The following is an 18,592-nucleotide window of genomic DNA, read 5'->3' on the forward strand; positions in this document are numbered from 1 at the left end:
AATAGCCTGAATAGACGCGCAAATGGGTGCCAGCTTGGGCGTTTGCAGCGGCTCAGGCGAAAATATCGACGCCGTTGACCGCGCTGGCCATGCGCTGCAACGCCACCGGCGCGCTGACGCCCTCGGCGGCCGCAGCCTCGCCGCCAGCGTGTTCAGCATAGCTGGAACGCCCCTGGCCATTGGAAGCCTGCTGCTGCGCCTGTTGCCATTGCGGGGTGGACTCGCCGCCCACGCTGCTCTGCCCCAGGTTGATGCCGCTCTCGGCCAGCGCGTGACGCAGCTGCGGCATCGCCGCTTCCACCGCAGCGCGCACCTGACCGTGGGCGGAGGCAATGTGCAATTGCGCCTGCTGATCGTCCAGTTTCAACGTGATCTGCAAGGCGCCCAGCTCCTGTGGATGCAGACGCAACTCGGCGCTTTGCTGGCCGTTGCGGTGGAACATCAACACCTGTTGGTTCAACGCCTGCTGCCATTCCGGGCTGCCCAACTGCGCGTTTAACTGCGGCGTCGGCGGTGCGGTCACCAGTGCGCTAGCCGGTGCGGCCGTTTGCGTTGGGCTGGCGGCGGCCAGGGCCACGGCGTGGTTGAGCGTCGGTTGCTGCTGCGTATCGCCTGCCGGCAGCGGCTGTGCGGCACTTGCGCGCTCACCGCTGGTCGGTTGCGGGAGCGCCGCCGTGGCGTTATCGCCGTCCGGGGCCGGGGTTTTAGCGTTTGTCACCGTCGTGGCGGCTGACGCCGACGAGCGCGCGGCGGTGTTATCACCGGCCGCCGCGATGTTCAGCAGGCCGTTGCCGGGCTGCAGCGCAGTCGCATCGTCAGCGTTTTCCACCGGCAGCGGCCGCTGGCCGTCGGCCGGTGGCGTCTGGGCGACGATCGCGGCCGGCAGCATGGCGTACAGCGCCTGCAGCGTCGCGGCATCCAGCTCTTTGGCCGCGGCGATCGGCGGCTGCGCCGGTTTATCGCCGGCGACGGGCGCATCGGTCTCGGGGCGTTCAGATGAAAGCGCATCGGCTGAGATTGCCGGGTTCTGCAGCAGACCGCCGCGCTCGCCGAAGGCGGCCAGCAGTTGATTGAGCTGGTTGCGGCTCAGGGCCGGGGCGCGTTCATCGTCCGCGCTCAGCGTGACCGGCGGCTGTTTGCCATCGGCGGCGGGCGCGAAACGCGCGCCGAGCAGCTGGGCGAAAGCGGAAGACAGCTGGCTCTCATCCAGCGCCGACGTCAGTTCGGCCAGACCGCCGGCATCGCCGGGTAAGGCCAGGCCGGGCAGGGCGTTCAGATTCATGGGTTGATATTCCTTTGTGCACTGCGTTGAGCGAACTCATCCATCAGTTTTTGATCCCGTTTATTCTCCTGCTGCTGCTCCGCATTTAAGGCGCGGGTATGCAGGGTCTCGAAAGCGTTCAACCGCTGTTGTTTGTCTTGCCATTGCTTCACCGCATGATCCACTTTCTGCCCCCACTGCAGCAGCTGCTGGCGGTGCTGGTCGATGGCCTGTTCCAGCGTGCCGATAAACTGCTGGTAGTTTTGCCAGCGTGAGCTGTCCATGCCGTCGCAGAGCGTATGATTCAGCTTCTGGCGGTATTCGTCCTGATAGTTGAGCAGCATCGACAGCTGTTGCTCCGCCGCCTGCTGCGCCTGCCGAACCTGGCCCAGCTGTTGCGCGGCTTGTTCCACCGCGTCCTGCGCCAGATCGCGCAGGGTAATCAGGGGTGACTGTGATTTCATCGCTCTGCGCCTCTGTGACGTTAAACAATCAACTGCTGCAGCTGTTGACAGGCTTCATCATAGCCGCAGCGTTCAAAGATGCCCTGTTGCAGGTACGCCTCCATCTGCGGGTACAGCGTCATCGCTTTGTCCAGCAACGGATCGCTGCCGGCCGCGTAGGCGCCGACGCTGATCAGATCGCGGTTGCGCTGATAGCTGGCCAGCATCTGTTTGAAGGTGCGAACCCGGCGATAATGCTCCTCGTCGATCAGCGACGTCATGGCGCGGCTGATTGACGCTTCGATGTCGATAGCCGGGTAGTGGCCGGCCTCCGCCAGGCGTCGGGACAGCACCACGTGGCCATCGAGGATGGCGCGCGCCGAGTCGGCGATCGGGTCTTGCTGATCGTCCCCCTCGGTCAACACGGTGTAGAAGGCGGTGATGGAACCGCCGCCGCTGATGCCGTTGCCCGCGCGTTCCACCAGCGCAGGCAGTTTGGCGAAGACCGAAGGCGGATAACCTTTGGTCGCCGGCGGTTCGCCGATAGCCAGGGCTATCTCACGCTGCGCCATGGCGTAGCGGGTGAGGGAATCCATGATCAGCAACACGTGCTGCCCGCGATCGCGGAAATCCTCGGCGATGCGGGTGGCGTAGGCCGCCCCCTGCATGCGCAGCAGCGGCGACACGTCCGCCGGCGCGGCGATCACCACCGAGCGCGCCCGGCCTTCGGCGCCGAGAATGTTCTCGATAAAGTCTTTGACCTCGCGGCCACGCTCGCCGATCAGGCCAACGACGATCACATCCGCCTGGGTATAACGGGCCATCATGCCGAGCAGCACGCTCTTGCCGACGCCGGAACCGGCGAACAGGCCCATGCGCTGGCCGCGACCGACGGTCAGCAGACCGTTGATGGTGCGCACTCCCACGTCCAGCACCTGCTCGATCGGCGTGCGCTGCAACGGGTTGAACGGCGCGGTGATCAGCGGCGCGCGGTAACCGGTTTCCGGCGATGGCAGGCCGTCGAGCGGTTTGGCGCTGCCGTCCAGCACGCGCCCCAGCAGCGCCGGGCCGAGCGGCAGCTGCTTGCCGGCGCTTTGGCCTTCCGGCGCGATGCGGGCGTAAACCCGCGCGCCCGGCACGATGCCTTCCACTTCTTCCAGCGGCATCAGGAACAGCCGCTGGCCGTTGAAGCCGACCACTTCGCTTTCCACTTCCTGCACTTCACCGGCGTCGTGCCGTTCGATGAGGCAGGTCGCCCCGAGCGGCAGCTGCAGCCCGGTGGCCTCCAGCACCAGCCCGGTGGCGCGGGTCAGGCGGCCGTAGCGGCGCACCGTCGGCGCGCGGGCGATGCGTTTTTCCAACGTATCCAGAGAGCTCAGCCAGCGGCCGAGACGCGCGGTCATCAGACTTCTCCCGGTGCCGCCAGGCGACACAGTTCATGCCAGCGCGTCGCCAGACTGGCGTCGAGATCGCCTTCTTCGGCGCTGACCTTGCAGCCGCCCGGGTGCAGTTCGCCGTCCGCCAGCAGGCGCCAGCCGTGCAGGCTGAGGGTAACCCCCAGTTGTTGCTCGACGCGGGGGTAGTCGTCCGGGTGGACCCGCAGCTGCGGTTTGCCGTTGAACATCGGCTCCTGCTGGATCAGCTGTTGGATTTGCGCGAGCAGGGCGGTGCCGTCGCACACCGGCGGTTGGCCCAGCACCTGTTTGGCGGCGGTCAACGCCAGCTGCATCAGCCGGGAAGCGATCACGCTGTCGAGCGCGTCCAGCGTGTGCTGGAATTCGGTGACCAACTGCTGCCAGTGGGCGGTCAGCGGCTGTTGCTGCTGCTGCGCTTCCAGCAGCCCTTGCTGACGGCCTTCTTCCAGACCGGATTGAAAGCCGGCCTCATAGCCTTTTTGCTGGCCGTCGGCATAGCCCAACTGCTGGCCCTGTTGCTCGGCCTGCAGCCGCAGCGTCGCCAACTGCTGTTGCAATTCGGCCTGCGCGTCCGGCGACGGATCGCTGTGTTCGAGATCCGGCAGCGGCGGCAGTTCGAACGCCGGTTTCTGTTCGCCCAAATCGTTGAGCGACCAGGGCTGCCAGGGCAGGGTGTTAATGCGATCAGACATAGGTGTCCTCGCCGCCGCCGATGATCATTTCGCCGGTTTCCGCCAGGCGTCTCACCACCAACAGGATGGCTTTCTGCTCGTTCTCCACCTGCGACATGCGCACCGGGCCACGGTTGGCCAGATCGTCGCGCAGGATGTCGGCGGCGCGTTGCGACATGTTCTTGAGGAACTTCTCGCGCAGCGGCTGTTCGGCGCCTTTCAGCGCGATCAGCAGCGACTCGCCTTCCACTTCTTGCAGCAGGCGCTGGATGCTGCGATCGTCGACTTCCACCAGGTTTTCGAACAGGAACATCTCGTCGATGATCTTCTGCGCCAGCTCGCCGTCGTATTCGCGCATCGCGTCGATGACCGCTTCTTCCTGCTGGGTTTTCATCAGGTTGATGATCTCGGCGGCGGTGCGCACCCCGCCCATTTTGCTGCGTTTGAGGTTCTGACCGTCGAGCAGGTTGTTCAGCACCTCGGTCAGCTCCGCCAACGCCGCCGGCTGCACGCCGCCGAAGGTGGCGATACGCAGCATCACGTCGTTGCGCAGGCGTTCGTCGAACAGGGCCAGAATATCCGCCGCCTGGCCGCGTTTGAGGTGCACCAGAATGGTGGCGATGATCTGCGGGTGTTCGTCGCGGATCAGATCGGCGGCGCTCTGCGGCTCCATAAAGTTGAGCGTTTCCATGCCGGTGGTGGTCTCGCGCGATTCGAGAATGTCTTCCAACAGGCTGGCGGCGCGCTCTTCGCCCAGCGCCTTGACCAGCACCGAACGCAGATAGTCGCTGGCGTTGACGCTCAGCGCCGCGTATTGCTCGGCGTCGTCTTCAAACTCGGTCAGTATTTCGCCGAGCTGTTTGTGCGACACCTGGCTCATGCCGGCCATGGTGCCGCTCAGCAGCTGTACTTCGCGCGAGGAGAGGTGCTTGAACACCTCCGCCGCGCGATCTTCACCCAGCGTCATCAGCAAGATGGCGCTTTTGTCGGTTCCGGTCAGGCTCATATCTCGTTACTCATCCATTGGCGGATTACCAGAGCGACCACGCGCGGGTCTTTGTCAGCCAGATCGCGGATCCGCTGGCTCTGGACTTCTGCGCTGACGCGCTGCTGCGATTTACGATGCTGCGCCAGCTCCTCGTTGCTCGGTTTGCTGCTGTCGACCGCTTTGGCGGCAGGCGCGTTGGCGGCGGCGATGGCGGCCTGTTGCGCCGCCTGGCGCTGTTGCAGCTGCGGCCGCACCAGTTTGCGCCACAGCAGCCAGGCAACCAGCAGCACCAGCAGATAGCGGCCCGCGTCGATCAGGCGATCGATAAACGACTGGCTTTGCCAGAACGGCAGTTCGCCACCGGTCACCTGAGCGTCGGTAAACGGCGTGTTGACCACGTTCAGGGTATCGCCACGGCTGCTGGAGTAGCCCATCGCTTCACGCACCAGCGCTTCGATCTGCGCCAGCTGTTCTTTGTTCATCGGCTGCGGTTTGCCGTCTTTATCCGCGCCGAGGTAGTTGACCACCACGGCGACCGACAGACGCTGCACGGTGCCGGCTTTTTGCTGGGTATGGCGGATGGTGCGATCGAGCTCGTAGTTGGTGGTCGCGTCGCGACGGGTATTTTGCGGCACGCCGCTGGCCGCCGCGCTGCGGGTGGTCGCGGCGTTTTGCGCGGTGGCGTTGGCGTTATTGCCCGCCGCCGGCTTGGCGGTTTCAATCGGCGCCGTAGGCGGAGCGCTCGGTTGGTTGGACAGCGCGCCCGGCACGCCGCCGACCTGCGGCCCGCCGATCTGCTCGCTCAGGCTGGTTTGCTGTGAGCGGATGGCGGCTTTATCCGGCTGCTGGTTAGGTTGGTACTGTTCATCGGTTTGTTCGCGCGTGGCGAAGTCGATCTGCGCCGTGACCTGCGCACGCACGTTGGCGCTGCCGACCACCGGGGCGAGGATCGCTTCGATGCGGCGCTGGAAGCCGTTTTCGACTTCGTTGGCGTATTTCAGCTGCGAAGCATTGAGATCGCGCCCGGTGCCGTCGGACTGGGTCAGCAGGCGGCCGGCCTGATCGACCACGGTCACGTTGCCCGGCGGCAGACCGGCGACGCTGCTCGACACCATATAAACGATGGCGTTGATCTGGCCGTCGTCCAGCGCACGGCCGGGTTGCAGGGTCAGCGTTACCGAGGCGGAAGGGGATTTTTGTTCGCGCACGAACAGCGAAGGTTTAGGCAGCGCCAGGTGAACGCGGGCGTTTTGCACCGGCCCCAGCGACTCGATAGTGCGCGACAGCTCGCCCTCGAGGGCGCGCTGATAGTTAATCTGCTCGCTGAACTGGCTGATGCCGAATTTTTCCTGATCCAGCAGTTCGAAGCCGACGGCGCCGCCTTTCGGCAGCCCCTGCTGCGCGAGGCGCAAACGGGTTTCATGCACTTTTTCCGCCGGGATCAGCAGCGCTGCGCCATTTTCGGCGAAGCGATAAGGGATATTCATCTGCGTCAGCTGGGTGACGATGGCGCCACCGTCGCGGTCGTTCAGATTGCTGTACAGCACGCGGTAGTCGGGGCTTTTCACCCACAACAGCAGTGCGACGACGATCGCGATCGCGGCGGAAGCGGCGACCAGCAACGGAATTTTCGGATTGGCGCGCAGACGGTTCCAGATGGCCTGCAGGCCGTTGTCGCGGCTTTCGCCGGCGGTTATCGAAGCACTCATTTTAGGTCTCGTCCTTCAATGGCGCTCACGATCCCGTACGGGCCGCTGAGCAGCTCCCTGCCAGGCTGATGAACGGTATGGTTAGCGTTGTGTGACAAAACAGACTCCCTGATACACATATCTTCTAAATAGCGGCGCTCCCATTTCTGGGCAGGCCATTATTCGCCTTATCAGACAATTCCGATTGCCCGATAAGCCGGGTTTTTTGCAGTTAATTAACCGCTTTAGGTCCGAAAACGCTGTGCTAGGGTGTGCATCATTGGAGAAGTACAGGGTGAAAACGTCACCCGGCGAGACGAGAGGATTGAGGACCAGATGGCGATTCAGGGCATTGAAGGGGTACTGCAGCAGATGCAGACCATGGCGGTTCAGGCCGGCAAGATGGGGCAAAATGCGGCGCCGCAGGGCGTCAGCTTCGCCAGCGAACTGACCGCGGCGCTCGGCAAGATCAGCGACACCCAGCAGACGGCGCGCAAACAGGCGCAGGACTTTGAGCTGGGCGTGCCGGGCATCAGCCTGAACGATGTGATGGTCGATCTGCAGAAATCGTCGGTGTCTTTGCAACTGGGCGTCCAGGTGCGCAACAAGCTGGTGGCGGCCTACCAGGACATCATGAATATGCCGGTGTGATGAACGTACCGTCCATTTTTCAGTGAAATTTGGCTCGGCGCCGTTAGCCTATGGCGATGGTTATAGGAGGGATAGGATAATGTGTAAATCGCTGTGCCTTGCTCTGGCCATGATGGCGTTGTCTGGATGCGCCGGCCAGAATGATGAGTATCCATCGGCGCAAAAAACGGCGCCTCATCAGGATGCCGGCAAAGAGTGGAAGGCGTTTGTCGCGCCGCTGTCGGTGAAGACACAGTCGCCCGGCGAGCGTGAAATGAAACGCGCCGCCCGGCAATACTGAAGCCGTGACGCCAGTCGATGGACAAAAAAAGCCAGCTATCGAAATAGCTGGCTGAAGGTGCGATAAAACATTTATGTGATGTAGGAGCGCCGACGCACGTTCGAGGTGCGTCAACGCGAACATCATATTTGTTATGTTATAACAAATCAATGCTGCCGTGCGTTTGCCTCAGCCTGCTAACGCCACGATGCGCTGGTGGGCGCTTGCCAGCCCCTGGTCGCGGCCGTGCGGCTTCATGTCCAGCCCTTCGGCATAGATGAATTGCACGTCGCCGATCCCCATCAGCCCCAGCACCGAGCGCAGGTAGGGCGTTACGGCGTCGGTCGGATGCCCGGCGTGCATGCCGCCGCGTGAACTGAAGACCACCGCATTGACGCCTTCCACCAGCCCCACCGGGTAGGTGGCGGTATAGTTGAAGGTCATCCGGGCGCGGGCCACCAGATCGAACCAGTTTTTCAGCTGAGTCGGCACGTTGAGGTTGTACATCGGCGCCCCGATCAGCAACAGGTCGCTCTCTTTCAGTTCGGCAATCAGTTGATCGGAGAGCGCCACCGTGGCTTTGGCGCGCGGGCTGACATTTTCCGCGCCGCGCAGCGCGCTGAACAGCTCGCCGTCCAACACCGGCAGATCCAGCGCCGTCAGATCGTGTTCGACGATCCGATCGTCGTATCCTTTCGCTTTGCGCGCCGCCAGATAGCGGTCAATCAGGTTATTGGTCTGCGAGTCATTTCCCATAATGCTGGATCTGAGAGCCAGTATTTTTTTCATGCTGCTGTCCTCTGACGGTAATCTGTGGTTTTCACCGGAGACTCCGGAATGACTGCAGGTTATCATTGCTTAAGGTTCACCAGTGGTGATAGGTTTTCACCTAATTGATTCCATATTGGCAACATTAAGATGAAAAGCGATCTGAGTGCGCTGCCGGCCTTTGTTGCCGTAGCGGAAGGCGGCAGTTTCGCCGCCGCCGCAGAGAAACTGCATCTGACGCGTTCTGCGGTCAGCAAAATCGTGTCGCGTCTGGAGGCACGGCTGGGCGTGATGCTGTTTATGCGCACGACGCGCAGCCTGAGCCTGACGGACGAAGGCGCGCTGTACTATGAACACTGTCGACAGGCATTGGCGAACGTTCAGGCGGCGGAAAATCAGCTCGACAGCGGCAAGATGCAGGTCAGCGGCCGGCTCAGAGTCTCGGTGCCGGTGCTGTTCGGCCACCTGTGCATTGCGCCCTTGTTGACGGCGCTGGCGAATGAGCATCCGTTACTGACGCTGGAAATCTCATTCAGCGACCGCAGGATCGATCTCGTCGACGAGGGATTCGATCTGGCAGTGCGTATCGGCGAACTGGCGGACAGCGGCAGTTTGGTTGCCCGACGTCTGGGCGAACATGGCATGCTCCTGTGCGCGTCGCCCGACTACGTGCGGCGCTGCGGCGAGCCGAGCACGGTGGTAGCGTTAAGCCGGCATCAGGCGGTGGGGTATCTGCACGCCGGCGCCGTGCTGCCGTGGCAGCTGCGTGGCGAAAACGGTGAGCTGCAATCATTCAGCCCCCCGGCCAAGATGATGATGGATGATATGCAGGGGATCGTCGATGCGATATCCGCCGGCGCCGGCATTGCCTGGCTGCCGGAGTGGCTGGTGCGCGAGCGGCTGATGGCGGGGACGTTGGTGGAGATCATGCGCGGTGAGTCCAACCTCAGTTTCCCGGTCAACGTGGTGTGGCCCTATATGCCTTACCAGCCGCTCAAGGTGCGGCTGGCGGTGGACAAACTGGTGGCTGAGCTGCCCGCAAAATTGGCGCTTGTGCCGCCGCCGTTATCGCAGCGGTAATCACCGCGTCGCAACCGACAGGAAATGGGGGCAATGTCCCGAATAGAGGGGCGAACATTGTGCTGTCAGGCTTATTGAATGTGCCGGTGAGCGTTTATTATGGCCTTATTAGTAGGGTTATTATTCGAGGCAGGTCAATGAGCAGTAAAAGCGAATCCAGATGGCGCCTGATCAGTATTTTAATGCTGGCGGTGTTAGTCACGTTAATTGGCGTGTTGGTCAAACTGGATTGAAGTCTGACCAGGCGATAAAAAACCTGGCCGTTTTATTGTGCGGCCAGTAAACGCATCATGTCTTCTTCATACAGTAAGGCTAGCAGCCACAGCCCCAACAACATTATTGCCAGAGAAAATAATCGCTTTTCATTGCGCATCGTTTAATTCGCTTTCGGCGGATAGACGTGGCTTAGCGTATCTCAGCGTTGTTACAACCGTTAGGGACTTGTGTTAAATAAAGCCATTTTGTTGCGCGTCTATTTATGTTTCTCCGGCGACCATCGCCTCAACGCCCTGAGAGCCGGGTTCCATAATCCTTTGGTGGCCGCGAATGGCGGTAGGCGCGAAACCGAAGCGTTTGCGAAAACGTTCGGCGAAACGCGACGCGCTTTCATAACCCACATGCTGCGCGATGGCGGAAATCGGCCAGTCGGTCGATTGCAGCAGGGCCAGCGCGCTGCTCATCCGGACGTCGATCATCAGGTTGCGCAACGCGGTGTTTTCCATCGACAGTTTGCGGCGCAACATCACCTCACTCATCGACAGGCTCTCCGCGACTTTGGCCGCCGTCCAAATGCTGTGCGGATCGGTCGCGAGGCAGCGACGCACCCGCTGCGTCAGATCCTTGGCTTCGTTGTGAATAAAGCGAATGCCGAATTGGGCCAGCCACAGCAGAATTTCCAGCATTTTGTGCCGCACGATGATGGTGGGAAAGCGTTGCCGCAGCGTCAGCGCCAGGCCGGTGGTTTCAAAACTGTGCTTTAGGGCGCAGGGCAGATTGCGCAGCGCCAGGACGGCATCGAACGGCATCGCCGCCGGCGTTTCCTCGGCCGGAGGTTGGACGGTGAGCAACAGGGGATCGCAGGTCAGCAGTTGGCAACTGAATACGCCGTCTTCGGACGGGCCGTTAATAATGTCCACCGTTTGCCCGCCGTCGATAATCAACAGCTCGCCGGGATGAGCGACCACTTCGTGTTGTTGCCAGCGTACGCGCTTATGGCCTTGTTGTATCAGATACAGATGTGGTTGCTCAAAATAGACTGAAGGGAATAATAATTCAGTATACTGAATGATGTGCGCTGAGGCGCCAATTCCAGGACAGAGATTAATTGTACGTTCCATCGATATTCATTTCGCAGCCATTATCTGGGAATATCTTTACGCTTTGATCCGCGCTGGAGCAACATTTTTCCATGGGCCGTGAAACACAGCGGCGAGTTTTATCTATCAAAAATCAATTTCCTGATGAACAGAAAACGTCCGTGTCGGGATGATGTTTATCCATTAAAGTGAGAGCCAGGCTCGAAGCGCGCATTTTACCAATTACCCATAAACTGAATAATTCAAATGCCATAGATTAATATCCTAACGTAACCCGAGGGTAATAGCGCATAGTGCTATTTAATCCATTTTCGTCAGTATTGTCGATCTTATCGGACCTGTGGCTCTCCCAGCAGCAGCGCGCGGTCATGAAACTGGCCGTAGGTGTTGTTGACCACGTTTTGGCGCGTTGACTGTTCAATAAGCGTTTTCAGCTCATCCATCCGTTGCTGCAACAGACGTTTGAGCTCGGTTTCGTTGTCGAGGATCTGTTGCAGCTTATTGCGCAACATCTCCTGCAACGCCATGGACGGGCCGGCTTGCCCGGTAAAGGCGGCGGTTTTTTCCACCGCCGTCACGTAGGCGAACTCAAGCTCGACGAGCTCTTCCCAGCGCCCGGTTTGCGCCAGCGCGATCATTTGGCTGCTCAGGGTGTAAATTTGTTGATAAGCGGCTAACAGCTGCTGTTGACGTTCCATTACACGGCGTCCTGCGAAGGTTGGTAGTTGGGGCCGATCTGGCGCCAGGCGTCGGCGATGTTTTCCAGCAGTTTGACCACCTCGGCAATCGCCGCTTCGTCGTTGTGCAGATTGGCCTGCATCAGGCGACGCTTCATATAGTCGTATAACGCCGCCAGGTTTTCGGCGATCTCGCCGCCCTGCTGAGGATCGAGGCCGCTTTTCAGGCCGTTGTCGATGATGTTGATGGCTTTGGAGAGCGCCATGCCTTTGCCGGCGATATCGCCCTGGTTCATCAGGATGCGTGCGCGAAGCAGGGCGCTGAGCGCCCCGTCGAACAACATCACGATTAACTGGTGCGGGCTGGCGCTCATGGCGCCGCTTTCCAGACTGACCTGTGCATAGGCCTGAGTGCCGCTACGGTTATACATGCTGTTTTCTTTGCCTTGTTAAAGGGTTACTTGAACTGTTGAGCCAAATAGTTACTGGTGCCGTTCATTTTCGACATCATGGTATCCAGCTGAACGAACTGTTGTTTATAACGATCGATGGTGTTTTGAATGCTGGCCGTGACCGTGGTGATCTGGCTGTTCAGGCGATCGAGGTTAGTGTTGATGCTTTTGGTCGAGTTCTCGATGATGCCGCCGGATTTGATGTAGCTCTGGATCTCGTTGTGGATCTCGGTGGCCATGCCGGTGTCTTTGCCGTTACCGACGAAGAAGTTGCTGACCTGATCCGGCTTCTCATCCATCGCTTTCTTCAGCTTGGCGCTGTCGATTTCCAACTTGCCGGTTTTGGTGTTGGTGGAAATGCCGAGGTTGCCCAGGCCTTTCAACTCCGGGTTGTCCTGGGCGGCGCTCAGCGCGCTTTTGATCGACGACTGAATGCCGCGCAGGGTGTTGTCGCCCAGCAGCGGGCCGTTGGTTGGGTTTGGCGCTTCGCCGGTTTTCACCGGGGTGAACTTGGACAGCGAGTTGAAGGTGTCCAGCAGCGAGTTATAGCTGTCGACCCACTCTTTGATCTTGTCGGTGGTGCCGGCGGTGTTGGTGCTGATCACCAGGTGTTGCGGTTCATCGGTTTTGGTTTTGGTTTTCAGATCGATGGTGACGCCCTGCAGGGCATCGCTGATCGAGTTGGTGCTGCGTTTGATGGCCGTGCCGTTCACCATCAGCTCCGCGTCCTGCGGCGCGACCGTCTGCTTCATGGCGGTGGTGGTGCCGCGGGTGGCGTTGTAGTTCAGGATATCGCCCAGTTTGTCGTCATTGTCGACCTGGAGGGAGATCTTGTTGTTTTCGCCGGTGGTGGAAGAGCTGATCGCCAGCTGGTAGTCGTTGTCGCCGACGCGCATGATGCTGGCGGTGACGCCGGCCTTGGCGCCGTTGATGGCGTCGCGCATCTCAACCAGCGAGGTTTGATCGTCGCTGAGCGGGATTTTGGTTTCTTTCGGCGGGTTGCCGGCGGTGATGGTCAGAGAGCGGTTGGTGATGCCTTCTTTACCTAATTTTTCGCCCTGGTCGCTGACTTTCGCCTGAGTGGTCAGGGTTTGCGCCTGCGCCAGGTTCTTCACTTCCACCACATAGTTGCCCGGCACCGCCTTGGCGTTGGTGGTGATCTTGAAGGCGTCATGTTCGGTGGCGGTGGTGGCCTTGAAGAAGTCCTCTTTCGCCATCTCTTTGCTGAGGTTGTCGAATTTTTCCAACGCGCCCTTCAGCGTGCCGTAACCGGTCAACTGGGCTTTATAGCTGGATTGTTTGGTGGTGTAAGGGGTCAGGCGCTGTTGTTCCGCTTTAGTCAGCTTGTCCAGCAGGCCATTGAGGTCGAGTCCTGAGCCGAGACCTAATGAACTGATCGTTGCCATGGGTAATTCTCCTTGATTATGACTTTATTCGCTTTACGCGTTATCGGCCCAGTGATGAAAAAGTTTACCGAAAAAAACAAAAAACCGATGGCGCAATAGAAGAGGGAAAAACCGCGTTATTTCCGCCATTGCGGCGGACGCAAAAAAAATTAAAAAAATTCTAAAGGTTGTTAGGGGAGGGCCGATACCTGAGGGGACGGTGGTTGACGCCGTGGGCAAACAAGCCCGAACCTTTTAACTGTGTTGCGAAGAACGCAACTGACTCGTAAGGAAAGCAAACAATGGCACAAGTAATCAACACTAACAGCCTGTCTCTGATGGCGCAGAACAACCTGAACAAATCTCAGTCTTCTCTGGGCACTGCGATTGAGCGTCTGTCTTCCGGTCTGCGTATCAACAGCGCGAAAGACGATGCTGCGGGTCAGGCGATCTCCAACCGTTTCACCGCTAACATCAAAGGCCTGACTCAGGCTTCCCGTAACGCCAACGACGGTATCTCTCTGGCGCAGACCACTGAAGGCGCACTGAACGAAGTTAACGACAACCTGCAGAACATCCGTCGTCTGACCGTACAGGCGCAGAACGGTTCTAACTCCACCAGCGACCTGAAATCCATCCAGGACGAAATCACTCAGCGCATGTCGGAAATCAACCGTATCTCCGAGCAGACTGACTTCAACGGCGTGAAAGTGCTGAGCAGCGATCAGAAACTGACTATCCAGGTTGGCGCTAACGACGGTGAAACCATCGATATCGACCTGCAGAAGATCGATTCTGGCAAACTGGGTCTGACTGGTTTCGATGTAACCGAAAAAGGCACCAAAATTGGCTCTGCAATTGCCGATAAAGCCATGGTTAAAGATGACACCGGTAAAGATGTTGCTTTCGACCTGGCTGAATCTTCCAAAACTGGTGGCGCTTTAGAGAAAGCGACTCTGGTTTCCGGTAAAGACAAAGACGGTAAAGAAGGTTACTACATTCAGACTACTGATGCAGCGACTGGCGCAAAAACCTACGCTACTGCGAAAATCGACGACAAAGGCGTTGTAACCAAGGGTGCTGACGTTACTGACGTTAAAGATCCACTGGCAACCCTGGACAAAGCGCTGGCACAGGTTGACGGCCTGCGTTCTTCTCTGGGTGCGGTACAGAACCGTTTCGATTCTGTTATCAACAACCTGAACAGCACCGTGAACAACCTGTCCGCTTCTCAGTCCCGTATTCAGGATGCTGACTACGCGACCGAAGTGTCCAACATGAGCCGTGCCAACATCCTGCAACAGGCTGGCACCTCTGTTCTGGCACAGGCTAACCAGTCTACTCAGAACGTTCTGTCCCTGCTGCGTTAATCGTCTCTCCCGATTAACTGTCGCAAAGAAACCCCGCTTCGGCGGGGTTTTTTTATGCTCGCGCACCGCGCGGTTATTACATGGCGCAAATAAAGCCCGTTTTGTGCGACTGTTCAGCCGATTGGCATTTCGCCCCCTACGCATAATAGCGCTGACTCTCTTATCCGCAGGTTTAAGACATAGTGAGCGATCTGTATACCGCCGAAGGCGTGATGGACAAAAATTCTCTCTGGCTGCGCTACGTCCCGTTAGTGCGCCACGAGGCGCTGCGCCTGCAGGTCAGGTTGCCCGCCAGCGTGGAGCTTGACGACTTGCTGCAGGCCGGGGGAATCGGGTTATTGAACGCCGTTGAGCGTTATGACGCCCTACAGGGAACCGCCTTTACCACCTATGCGGTGCAGCGCATTCGCGGCGCGATGCTCGACGAGCTGCGCAGCCGCGACTGGGTGCCGCGCAGCGTGCGGCGCCACGCGCGCGAGGTCGCGCAGGTGATGCGGCAACTGGAACAGCGTTATGGCCGGCCGGCGAGCGAGACGGAAGTGGCGCAGACGCTGAATATCTCGCTGGATGAGTACCGTCAAATTCTGTTGGACACCAATAACAGCCAGCTTTTCTCTTACGACGAATGGCGCGAGGAGCATGGCGAAAACGCGGAACCGATGCTGGAAGGGCATGAAGAGGCCAACCCGCTGCATCACCTGTTGGAAGGCAGCCTGCGCCAGCGAGTGATCGACGCCATCGAGGCGTTGCCGGAGCGCGAAAAAATGGTGCTGACGCTGTATTACCAGGAAGAGTTGAATCTCAAAGAGATCGGCGCCGTGCTGGACGTCGGGGAATCCCGCGTCAGTCAACTGCACAGTCAGGCGATCAAACGGCTGCGTGCGCGGCTGGCGAACGATACCTGACGGCGGGCTGCCGCCCCCTCAACTCGATGACTCATGCGACAATCGGACTGCCCCTTATGCCAGGAATACTGTTGAAGAAACGGCCGCTTAGCCGTTACCTGAAAGATTACAAGCACAGCCAGACCCATTGCTCCCAGTGCGGTAAATTGTTGGACCGCATGGCGCTGGTGTTTCGCGGCAAGATAATCAATAAAGAAGCCATCGCGCGCATGGATCAGCCGATCGACGATGCGGTCTGGCAAAACGTGCAGCATGAGCTGACCGCACTGTGCCGCTTTTGCAGCGAGATTTCCTGCAACAGCCACCCGAGCTATTTCGACATCATGGCGTTCAAGCAGTATCTGTTCGAACAGACCGAGATGAGCCACAGCACCATTCGCGAGTACGTGGTGCGGCTGCGCCGGCTGGACGAAATGCTGGTGGCGCGTAATTACCCGGCAGACAAGTTCGCCAACTGCGCCAGCCATCAGCGCATTATCGACGATCTGCCTACCGCAGCGCACAACAACTACCGCATTGCGCTGCGCAAATACGATCAGTATCTCGCCTGGCAGCGCAGCTACTGAGATTTTCCCCGGCCGCTGGGCCGGGGTCTGCGGATCCCCCCGTGATAAAGGATGATTATTCAGTTCACATCTGCTAAATCTATCGGTTATCAGATGTTGATACTCGATTCCCTGGGGGGAAGTAGTGAACCTGCAACAACAACTGGCGCAATTTCCGCGTCTGGATCTGGTTGGCGTCGCCACGCCGCTGGAAAAACTGTCCCGTCTCTCCGATTATCTCGGCCGTGAAATCTACCTTAAACGTGACGATGTCACCCCTATGGCCCTGGGCGGCAACAAGCTGAGAAAGCTTGAGTTTCTGGCTGCCGATGCGCTGAGGCAAGGCGCAGATACGCTGGTTACCGCCGGCGCCATTCAATCCAATCACGTGCGCCAGACGGCGGCGGTGGCGGCGAAACTGGGCCTGCACTGTGTCGCGCTGCTGGAAAACCCTATCGATACCCGCGCGGAAAACTACCTGACCAACGGCAACCGCCTGTTGCTCGGCTTGTTCAACGCCGAAGTGGTGATGTGCGAAGCGCTGCACGATCCGCAGCAGCAGCTGGCGGAGCTGGCGACGCGCCTCGAGGCGCAGGGCTTCCGGCCTTACGTGGTGCCGGTGGGCGGCTCCAATGCGCTGGGCGCGCTGGGATACGTGCAGTGCGCATTGGAAATCGCCGAACAGAGCCAACGCAGCAACGTGGCGTTCAGTTCGGTGGTGGTGGCGTCCGGCAGCGCAGGCACCCACGCCGGGCTGGCGGTGGGGCTGCAACAGCTGCTGCCCGAAACCGAGTTGATCGGCGTGACGGTCTCGCGCACCGTGATCGATCAGTTGCCGAAGGTGGAACAAATCCAGAAAGCCCTGGCCTGTTCGCTGAATATCGACGAACTGGCGCCGATCGCGCTGTGGGACGATTACTTCGCGCCGCAGTACGGCATGCCGAATGAAGAAGGCATGGCGGCGGTGCAGCTGCTGGCGCAGCAAGAGGGGGTATTGCTGGATCCGGTATATACCGGCAAAGCGATGGCCGGTTTGATCGACGGCATCGCCCAGCGGCGTTTCCGCGACGAAGGGCCCATCCTGTTCGTTCACACCGGCGGTGCGCCGGCGCTGTTCGCCTACCATCCGCAGGTGTAAATGCCGCTTGTTATTCCATTTTGAACTATATTTATAAAGTTATATTCCTTTATGCGGGCGGTCGCACTGTTAAAGTGCTGATATCAAAAAAGATAAATAACACACAGGGGTGTTTATGATGTTTGCGAAAGTTCGTCGTCAATGGTTGTTGGGCGTGGTGGGTATTGCGTTGGCCGCCGGTGTAACGACGCAAACCTACGCCGCCGATAACCTGCTGCAGCAGGTGAAACAGCGCGGCACGCTGATCGTTGGGCTGGAAGGCACCTATCCGCCGTTCAGCTTCCAGGGTGAAGACGGCAAATTGACCGGTTTCGAAGTGGATTTCGCCAACGCGCTGGCGCAACATCTGGGCGTGAAAGCCAAGCTGAACCCGACCAAGTGGGACGGCATGCTGGCGTCGCTGGAGTCAAAACGCATCGACGTGGTGATCAACCAGGTGACAATCTCCGATGAGCGCAAGAAGAAGTATGACTTCTCCACCCCTTACACCGTTTCCGGCATTCAGGCGCTGGTGAAAAAGGGCAACGAAGGCACGATCACCAAGCCGGAAGACCTGAAGGGCAAGAAGGTCGGCGTTGGCCTAGGCACCAACTATGAGCAATGGCTGCGTGCGAACGTGCAGGGTGTAGACGTGCGCACTTACGACGATGATCCGACCAAGTATCAGGATCTGCGCGTCGGCCGTATCAACGCCATTCTGGTGGACCGTCTGGCGGCGCTGGATCTGGTGAAGAAAACCGGCGATACGCTGGCGGTAGCCGGCCCGGCATTCTCCCGCCAGGAGTCCGGCGTGGCGCTGCGCAAGAATAACCCAGAGCTGTTGGCCGCGATTGACCAGGCGATCGCCGAGATGCAAAAAGACGGCACGCTGGCGAAGATCTCCGAAAAATGGTTTGGCGCGGACGTAACTAAATAATGCACGAAAGTATTCAACTGGCGCTGGATTCAGCGCCATTTTTATTGAAGGGCGCCATACTGACGCTGCAGCTTAGCCTGGGCGGTATGGCGTTCGGCCTGTTGCTCGGTTTTCTGCTGGCGCTGATGCGCCTTTCGCCGCTTTGGCCGCTGTCGTGGCTGTCGCGCATTTACGTATCGCTGTTCCGCGGCACGCCGCTGATCGCCCAGCTGTTTATGATCTATTACGGTCTGCCGCAGTTCGGCGTTGAATTCGATCCCTTCCCGGCGGCGCTGATTGGCCTGTCGCTCAATACCGCCGCTTACACCTCAGAAACGCTGCGCGCGGCGATTTCGTCGATCGATAAAGGGCAGTGGGAAGCCGCCGCCAGCATCGGCATGACCCGTTGGCAAACCCTGCGCCGGGTGATCCTGCCGCAGGCGGCGCGCACCGCCTTGCCGCCGCTGGGCAACAGTTTTATCGGCCTGGTGAAAGACACTTCGCTGGCCGCCACCATTCAGGTGCCGGAACTGTTCCGCCAGGCGCAGCTCATCACCTCGCGCACGCTGGAAGTGTTCACCATGTACCTGGCGGCATCGCTGATTTACTGGGTGATGGCGACCCTGCTTTCCGCACTGCAAAACCGTCTGGAAGCCCACGTTAATCGCCAGGATCAGGAGTAGCG

The 18,592-nt window shown here is 59.5% G+C and carries 20 protein-coding genes; 9 read left to right on the forward strand and 11 right to left on the reverse strand.

All coding sequences use genetic code 11. The features are described 5' to 3' along the window. Nucleotides 1–52: 52 nt before the first annotated feature. Genes ACJ8J1_RS04840 through fliF form a run of 6 tightly spaced genes read right to left on the reverse strand, consistent with a single transcriptional unit; the run spans nucleotide 53 to nucleotide 6,487 of the window. Nucleotides 53–1,282: a flagellar hook-length control protein FliK gene (locus ACJ8J1_RS04840; RefSeq protein ID WP_033643514.1), complete on the reverse strand. Its 1,230-nt coding sequence runs from the start codon at nucleotides 1,280–1,282 to the stop codon at nucleotides 53–55. Beyond that, nucleotides 1,279–1,725: a flagellar export protein FliJ gene (gene fliJ / locus ACJ8J1_RS04845; protein ID WP_033643513.1), complete on the reverse strand. Its 447-nt coding sequence runs from the start codon at nucleotides 1,723–1,725 to the stop codon at nucleotides 1,279–1,281. Before fliJ ends, ACJ8J1_RS04840 begins: the two co-directional genes overlap by 4 nt. A gap of 20 nt (nucleotides 1,726–1,745) precedes the next feature. Then, entirely contained in the window at nucleotides 1,746–3,107 is a 1,362-nt protein-coding gene (fliI, locus tag ACJ8J1_RS04850) for a flagellar protein export ATPase FliI (RefSeq protein WP_033643512.1), read from the reverse strand. Continuing rightward, on the reverse strand, nucleotides 3,107–3,811 hold the full coding sequence (fliH, locus tag ACJ8J1_RS04855) for a flagellar assembly protein FliH (RefSeq protein WP_033643511.1): 705 nt from the start codon (nucleotides 3,809–3,811) through the stop codon (nucleotides 3,107–3,109). The genes fliI and fliH overlap by 1 nt, the downstream gene beginning before the upstream one ends. Continuing rightward, nucleotides 3,804–4,796 (reverse strand): flagellar motor switch protein FliG, encoded by a 993-nt coding sequence (fliG, locus tag ACJ8J1_RS04860; protein ID WP_004934775.1) that lies wholly within the window; start codon nucleotides 4,794–4,796, stop codon nucleotides 3,804–3,806. The genes fliH and fliG overlap by 8 nt, the downstream gene beginning before the upstream one ends. Further along, entirely contained in the window at nucleotides 4,793–6,487 is a 1,695-nt protein-coding gene (gene fliF, locus ACJ8J1_RS04865; protein ID WP_033643510.1) for a flagellar basal-body MS-ring/collar protein FliF, read from the reverse strand. The genes fliG and fliF overlap by 4 nt, the downstream gene beginning before the upstream one ends. A 315-nt stretch (nucleotides 6,488–6,802) precedes the next feature. On the opposite strand from fliF, the gene fliE reads away from it, so the two are divergent. Continuing rightward, entirely contained in the window at nucleotides 6,803–7,117 is a 315-nt protein-coding gene (gene fliE, locus ACJ8J1_RS04870) for a flagellar hook-basal body complex protein FliE (RefSeq protein ID WP_033643509.1), read from the forward strand. Between the two features lie 79 nt (nucleotides 7,118–7,196). Then, nucleotides 7,197–7,397, forward strand: a complete 201-nt coding sequence (locus tag ACJ8J1_RS04875) for a hypothetical protein (protein ID WP_033643508.1) — start codon at nucleotides 7,197–7,199, stop codon at nucleotides 7,395–7,397. Between the two features lie 168 nt (nucleotides 7,398–7,565). On the opposite strand, the gene ACJ8J1_RS04880 is transcribed toward ACJ8J1_RS04875, so the two are convergent. Beyond that, the gene (locus tag ACJ8J1_RS04880) at nucleotides 7,566–8,165 is read right to left on the reverse strand and encodes an FMN-dependent NADH-azoreductase (protein ID WP_033643507.1); all 600 of its coding nucleotides are present in this window, start codon (nucleotides 8,163–8,165) and stop codon (nucleotides 7,566–7,568) included. A gap of 129 nt (nucleotides 8,166–8,294) precedes the next feature. Here ACJ8J1_RS04880 and ACJ8J1_RS04885 point away from each other — a divergent pair, with 129 nt between their 5' ends. Next, nucleotides 8,295–9,224 carry a LysR family transcriptional regulator gene (locus ACJ8J1_RS04885; RefSeq protein WP_033643506.1) on the forward strand — a complete coding sequence of 310 codons (930 nt, stop codon included), beginning with the start codon at nucleotides 8,295–8,297 and terminating at the stop codon, nucleotides 9,222–9,224. A 476-nt stretch (nucleotides 9,225–9,700) separates the two neighbouring features. Here the strand turns inward: ACJ8J1_RS04885 and ACJ8J1_RS04890 are convergent, their stop codons facing one another. The 4 genes from ACJ8J1_RS04890 to fliD all read right to left on the reverse strand — a co-directional run bounded on the left by ACJ8J1_RS04890 (nucleotide 9,701) and on the right by fliD (nucleotide 13,075). Then, the gene (locus ACJ8J1_RS04890) at nucleotides 9,701–10,561 is read right to left on the reverse strand and encodes a helix-turn-helix transcriptional regulator (protein ID WP_033643505.1); all 861 of its coding nucleotides are present in this window, start codon (nucleotides 10,559–10,561) and stop codon (nucleotides 9,701–9,703) included. Nucleotides 10,562–10,869: 308 nt separating this feature from the next. Then, complete coding sequence (gene fliT / locus ACJ8J1_RS04895; protein ID WP_033643504.1) at nucleotides 10,870–11,238, reverse strand: flagella biosynthesis regulatory protein FliT; 369 nt, start codon at nucleotides 11,236–11,238, stop codon at nucleotides 10,870–10,872. Continuing rightward, nucleotides 11,238–11,648 carry a flagellar export chaperone FliS gene (fliS, locus tag ACJ8J1_RS04900; RefSeq protein WP_004934758.1) on the reverse strand — a complete coding sequence of 137 codons (411 nt, stop codon included), beginning with the start codon at nucleotides 11,646–11,648 and terminating at the stop codon, nucleotides 11,238–11,240. The genes fliT and fliS overlap by 1 nt, the downstream gene beginning before the upstream one ends. Before the next feature lie 26 nt (nucleotides 11,649–11,674). Then, nucleotides 11,675–13,075, reverse strand: a complete 1,401-nt coding sequence (fliD, locus tag ACJ8J1_RS04905) for a flagellar filament capping protein FliD (protein ID WP_033643503.1) — start codon at nucleotides 13,073–13,075, stop codon at nucleotides 11,675–11,677. Between the two features lie 281 nt (nucleotides 13,076–13,356). Between fliD and ACJ8J1_RS04910 the strand changes: the two genes are divergently transcribed. The 6 genes from ACJ8J1_RS04910 to tcyL all read left to right on the forward strand — a co-directional run bounded on the left by ACJ8J1_RS04910 (nucleotide 13,357) and on the right by tcyL (nucleotide 18,590). After that, nucleotides 13,357–14,424, forward strand: a complete 1,068-nt coding sequence (locus ACJ8J1_RS04910; protein ID WP_033643502.1) for a flagellin FliC — start codon at nucleotides 13,357–13,359, stop codon at nucleotides 14,422–14,424. Nucleotides 14,425–14,606: 182 nt separating this feature from the next. Further along, the gene (locus ACJ8J1_RS04915) at nucleotides 14,607–15,329 is read left to right on the forward strand and encodes an RNA polymerase sigma factor FliA (protein ID WP_004934752.1); all 723 of its coding nucleotides are present in this window, start codon (nucleotides 14,607–14,609) and stop codon (nucleotides 15,327–15,329) included. 56 nt (nucleotides 15,330–15,385) lie between these two features. After that, nucleotides 15,386–15,895 (forward strand): flagella biosynthesis regulatory protein FliZ, encoded by a 510-nt coding sequence (gene fliZ / locus ACJ8J1_RS04920; RefSeq protein WP_033643501.1) that lies wholly within the window; start codon nucleotides 15,386–15,388, stop codon nucleotides 15,893–15,895. A gap of 124 nt (nucleotides 15,896–16,019) precedes the next feature. Beyond that, on the forward strand, nucleotides 16,020–17,012 hold the full coding sequence (locus ACJ8J1_RS04925) for a D-cysteine desulfhydrase (RefSeq protein ID WP_033643500.1): 993 nt from the start codon (nucleotides 16,020–16,022) through the stop codon (nucleotides 17,010–17,012). A 115-nt stretch (nucleotides 17,013–17,127) separates the two neighbouring features. After that, a complete protein-coding gene (gene tcyJ / locus ACJ8J1_RS04930; protein ID WP_033650878.1) occupies nucleotides 17,128–17,928 on the forward strand; it encodes a cystine ABC transporter substrate-binding protein in 801 nt (266 codons plus the stop codon). Further along, a complete protein-coding gene (gene tcyL, locus ACJ8J1_RS04935) occupies nucleotides 17,928–18,590 on the forward strand; it encodes a cystine ABC transporter permease (protein ID WP_033643498.1) in 663 nt (220 codons plus the stop codon). The genes tcyJ and tcyL overlap by 1 nt, the downstream gene beginning before the upstream one ends. Nucleotides 18,591–18,592 lie beyond the last annotated feature (2 nt).

The organism is Serratia sp. CY37869 (genome assembly GCF_052168895.1).
In the GTDB taxonomy this organism is placed as follows: domain Bacteria; phylum Pseudomonadota; class Gammaproteobacteria; order Enterobacterales; family Enterobacteriaceae; genus Serratia; species Serratia ureilytica.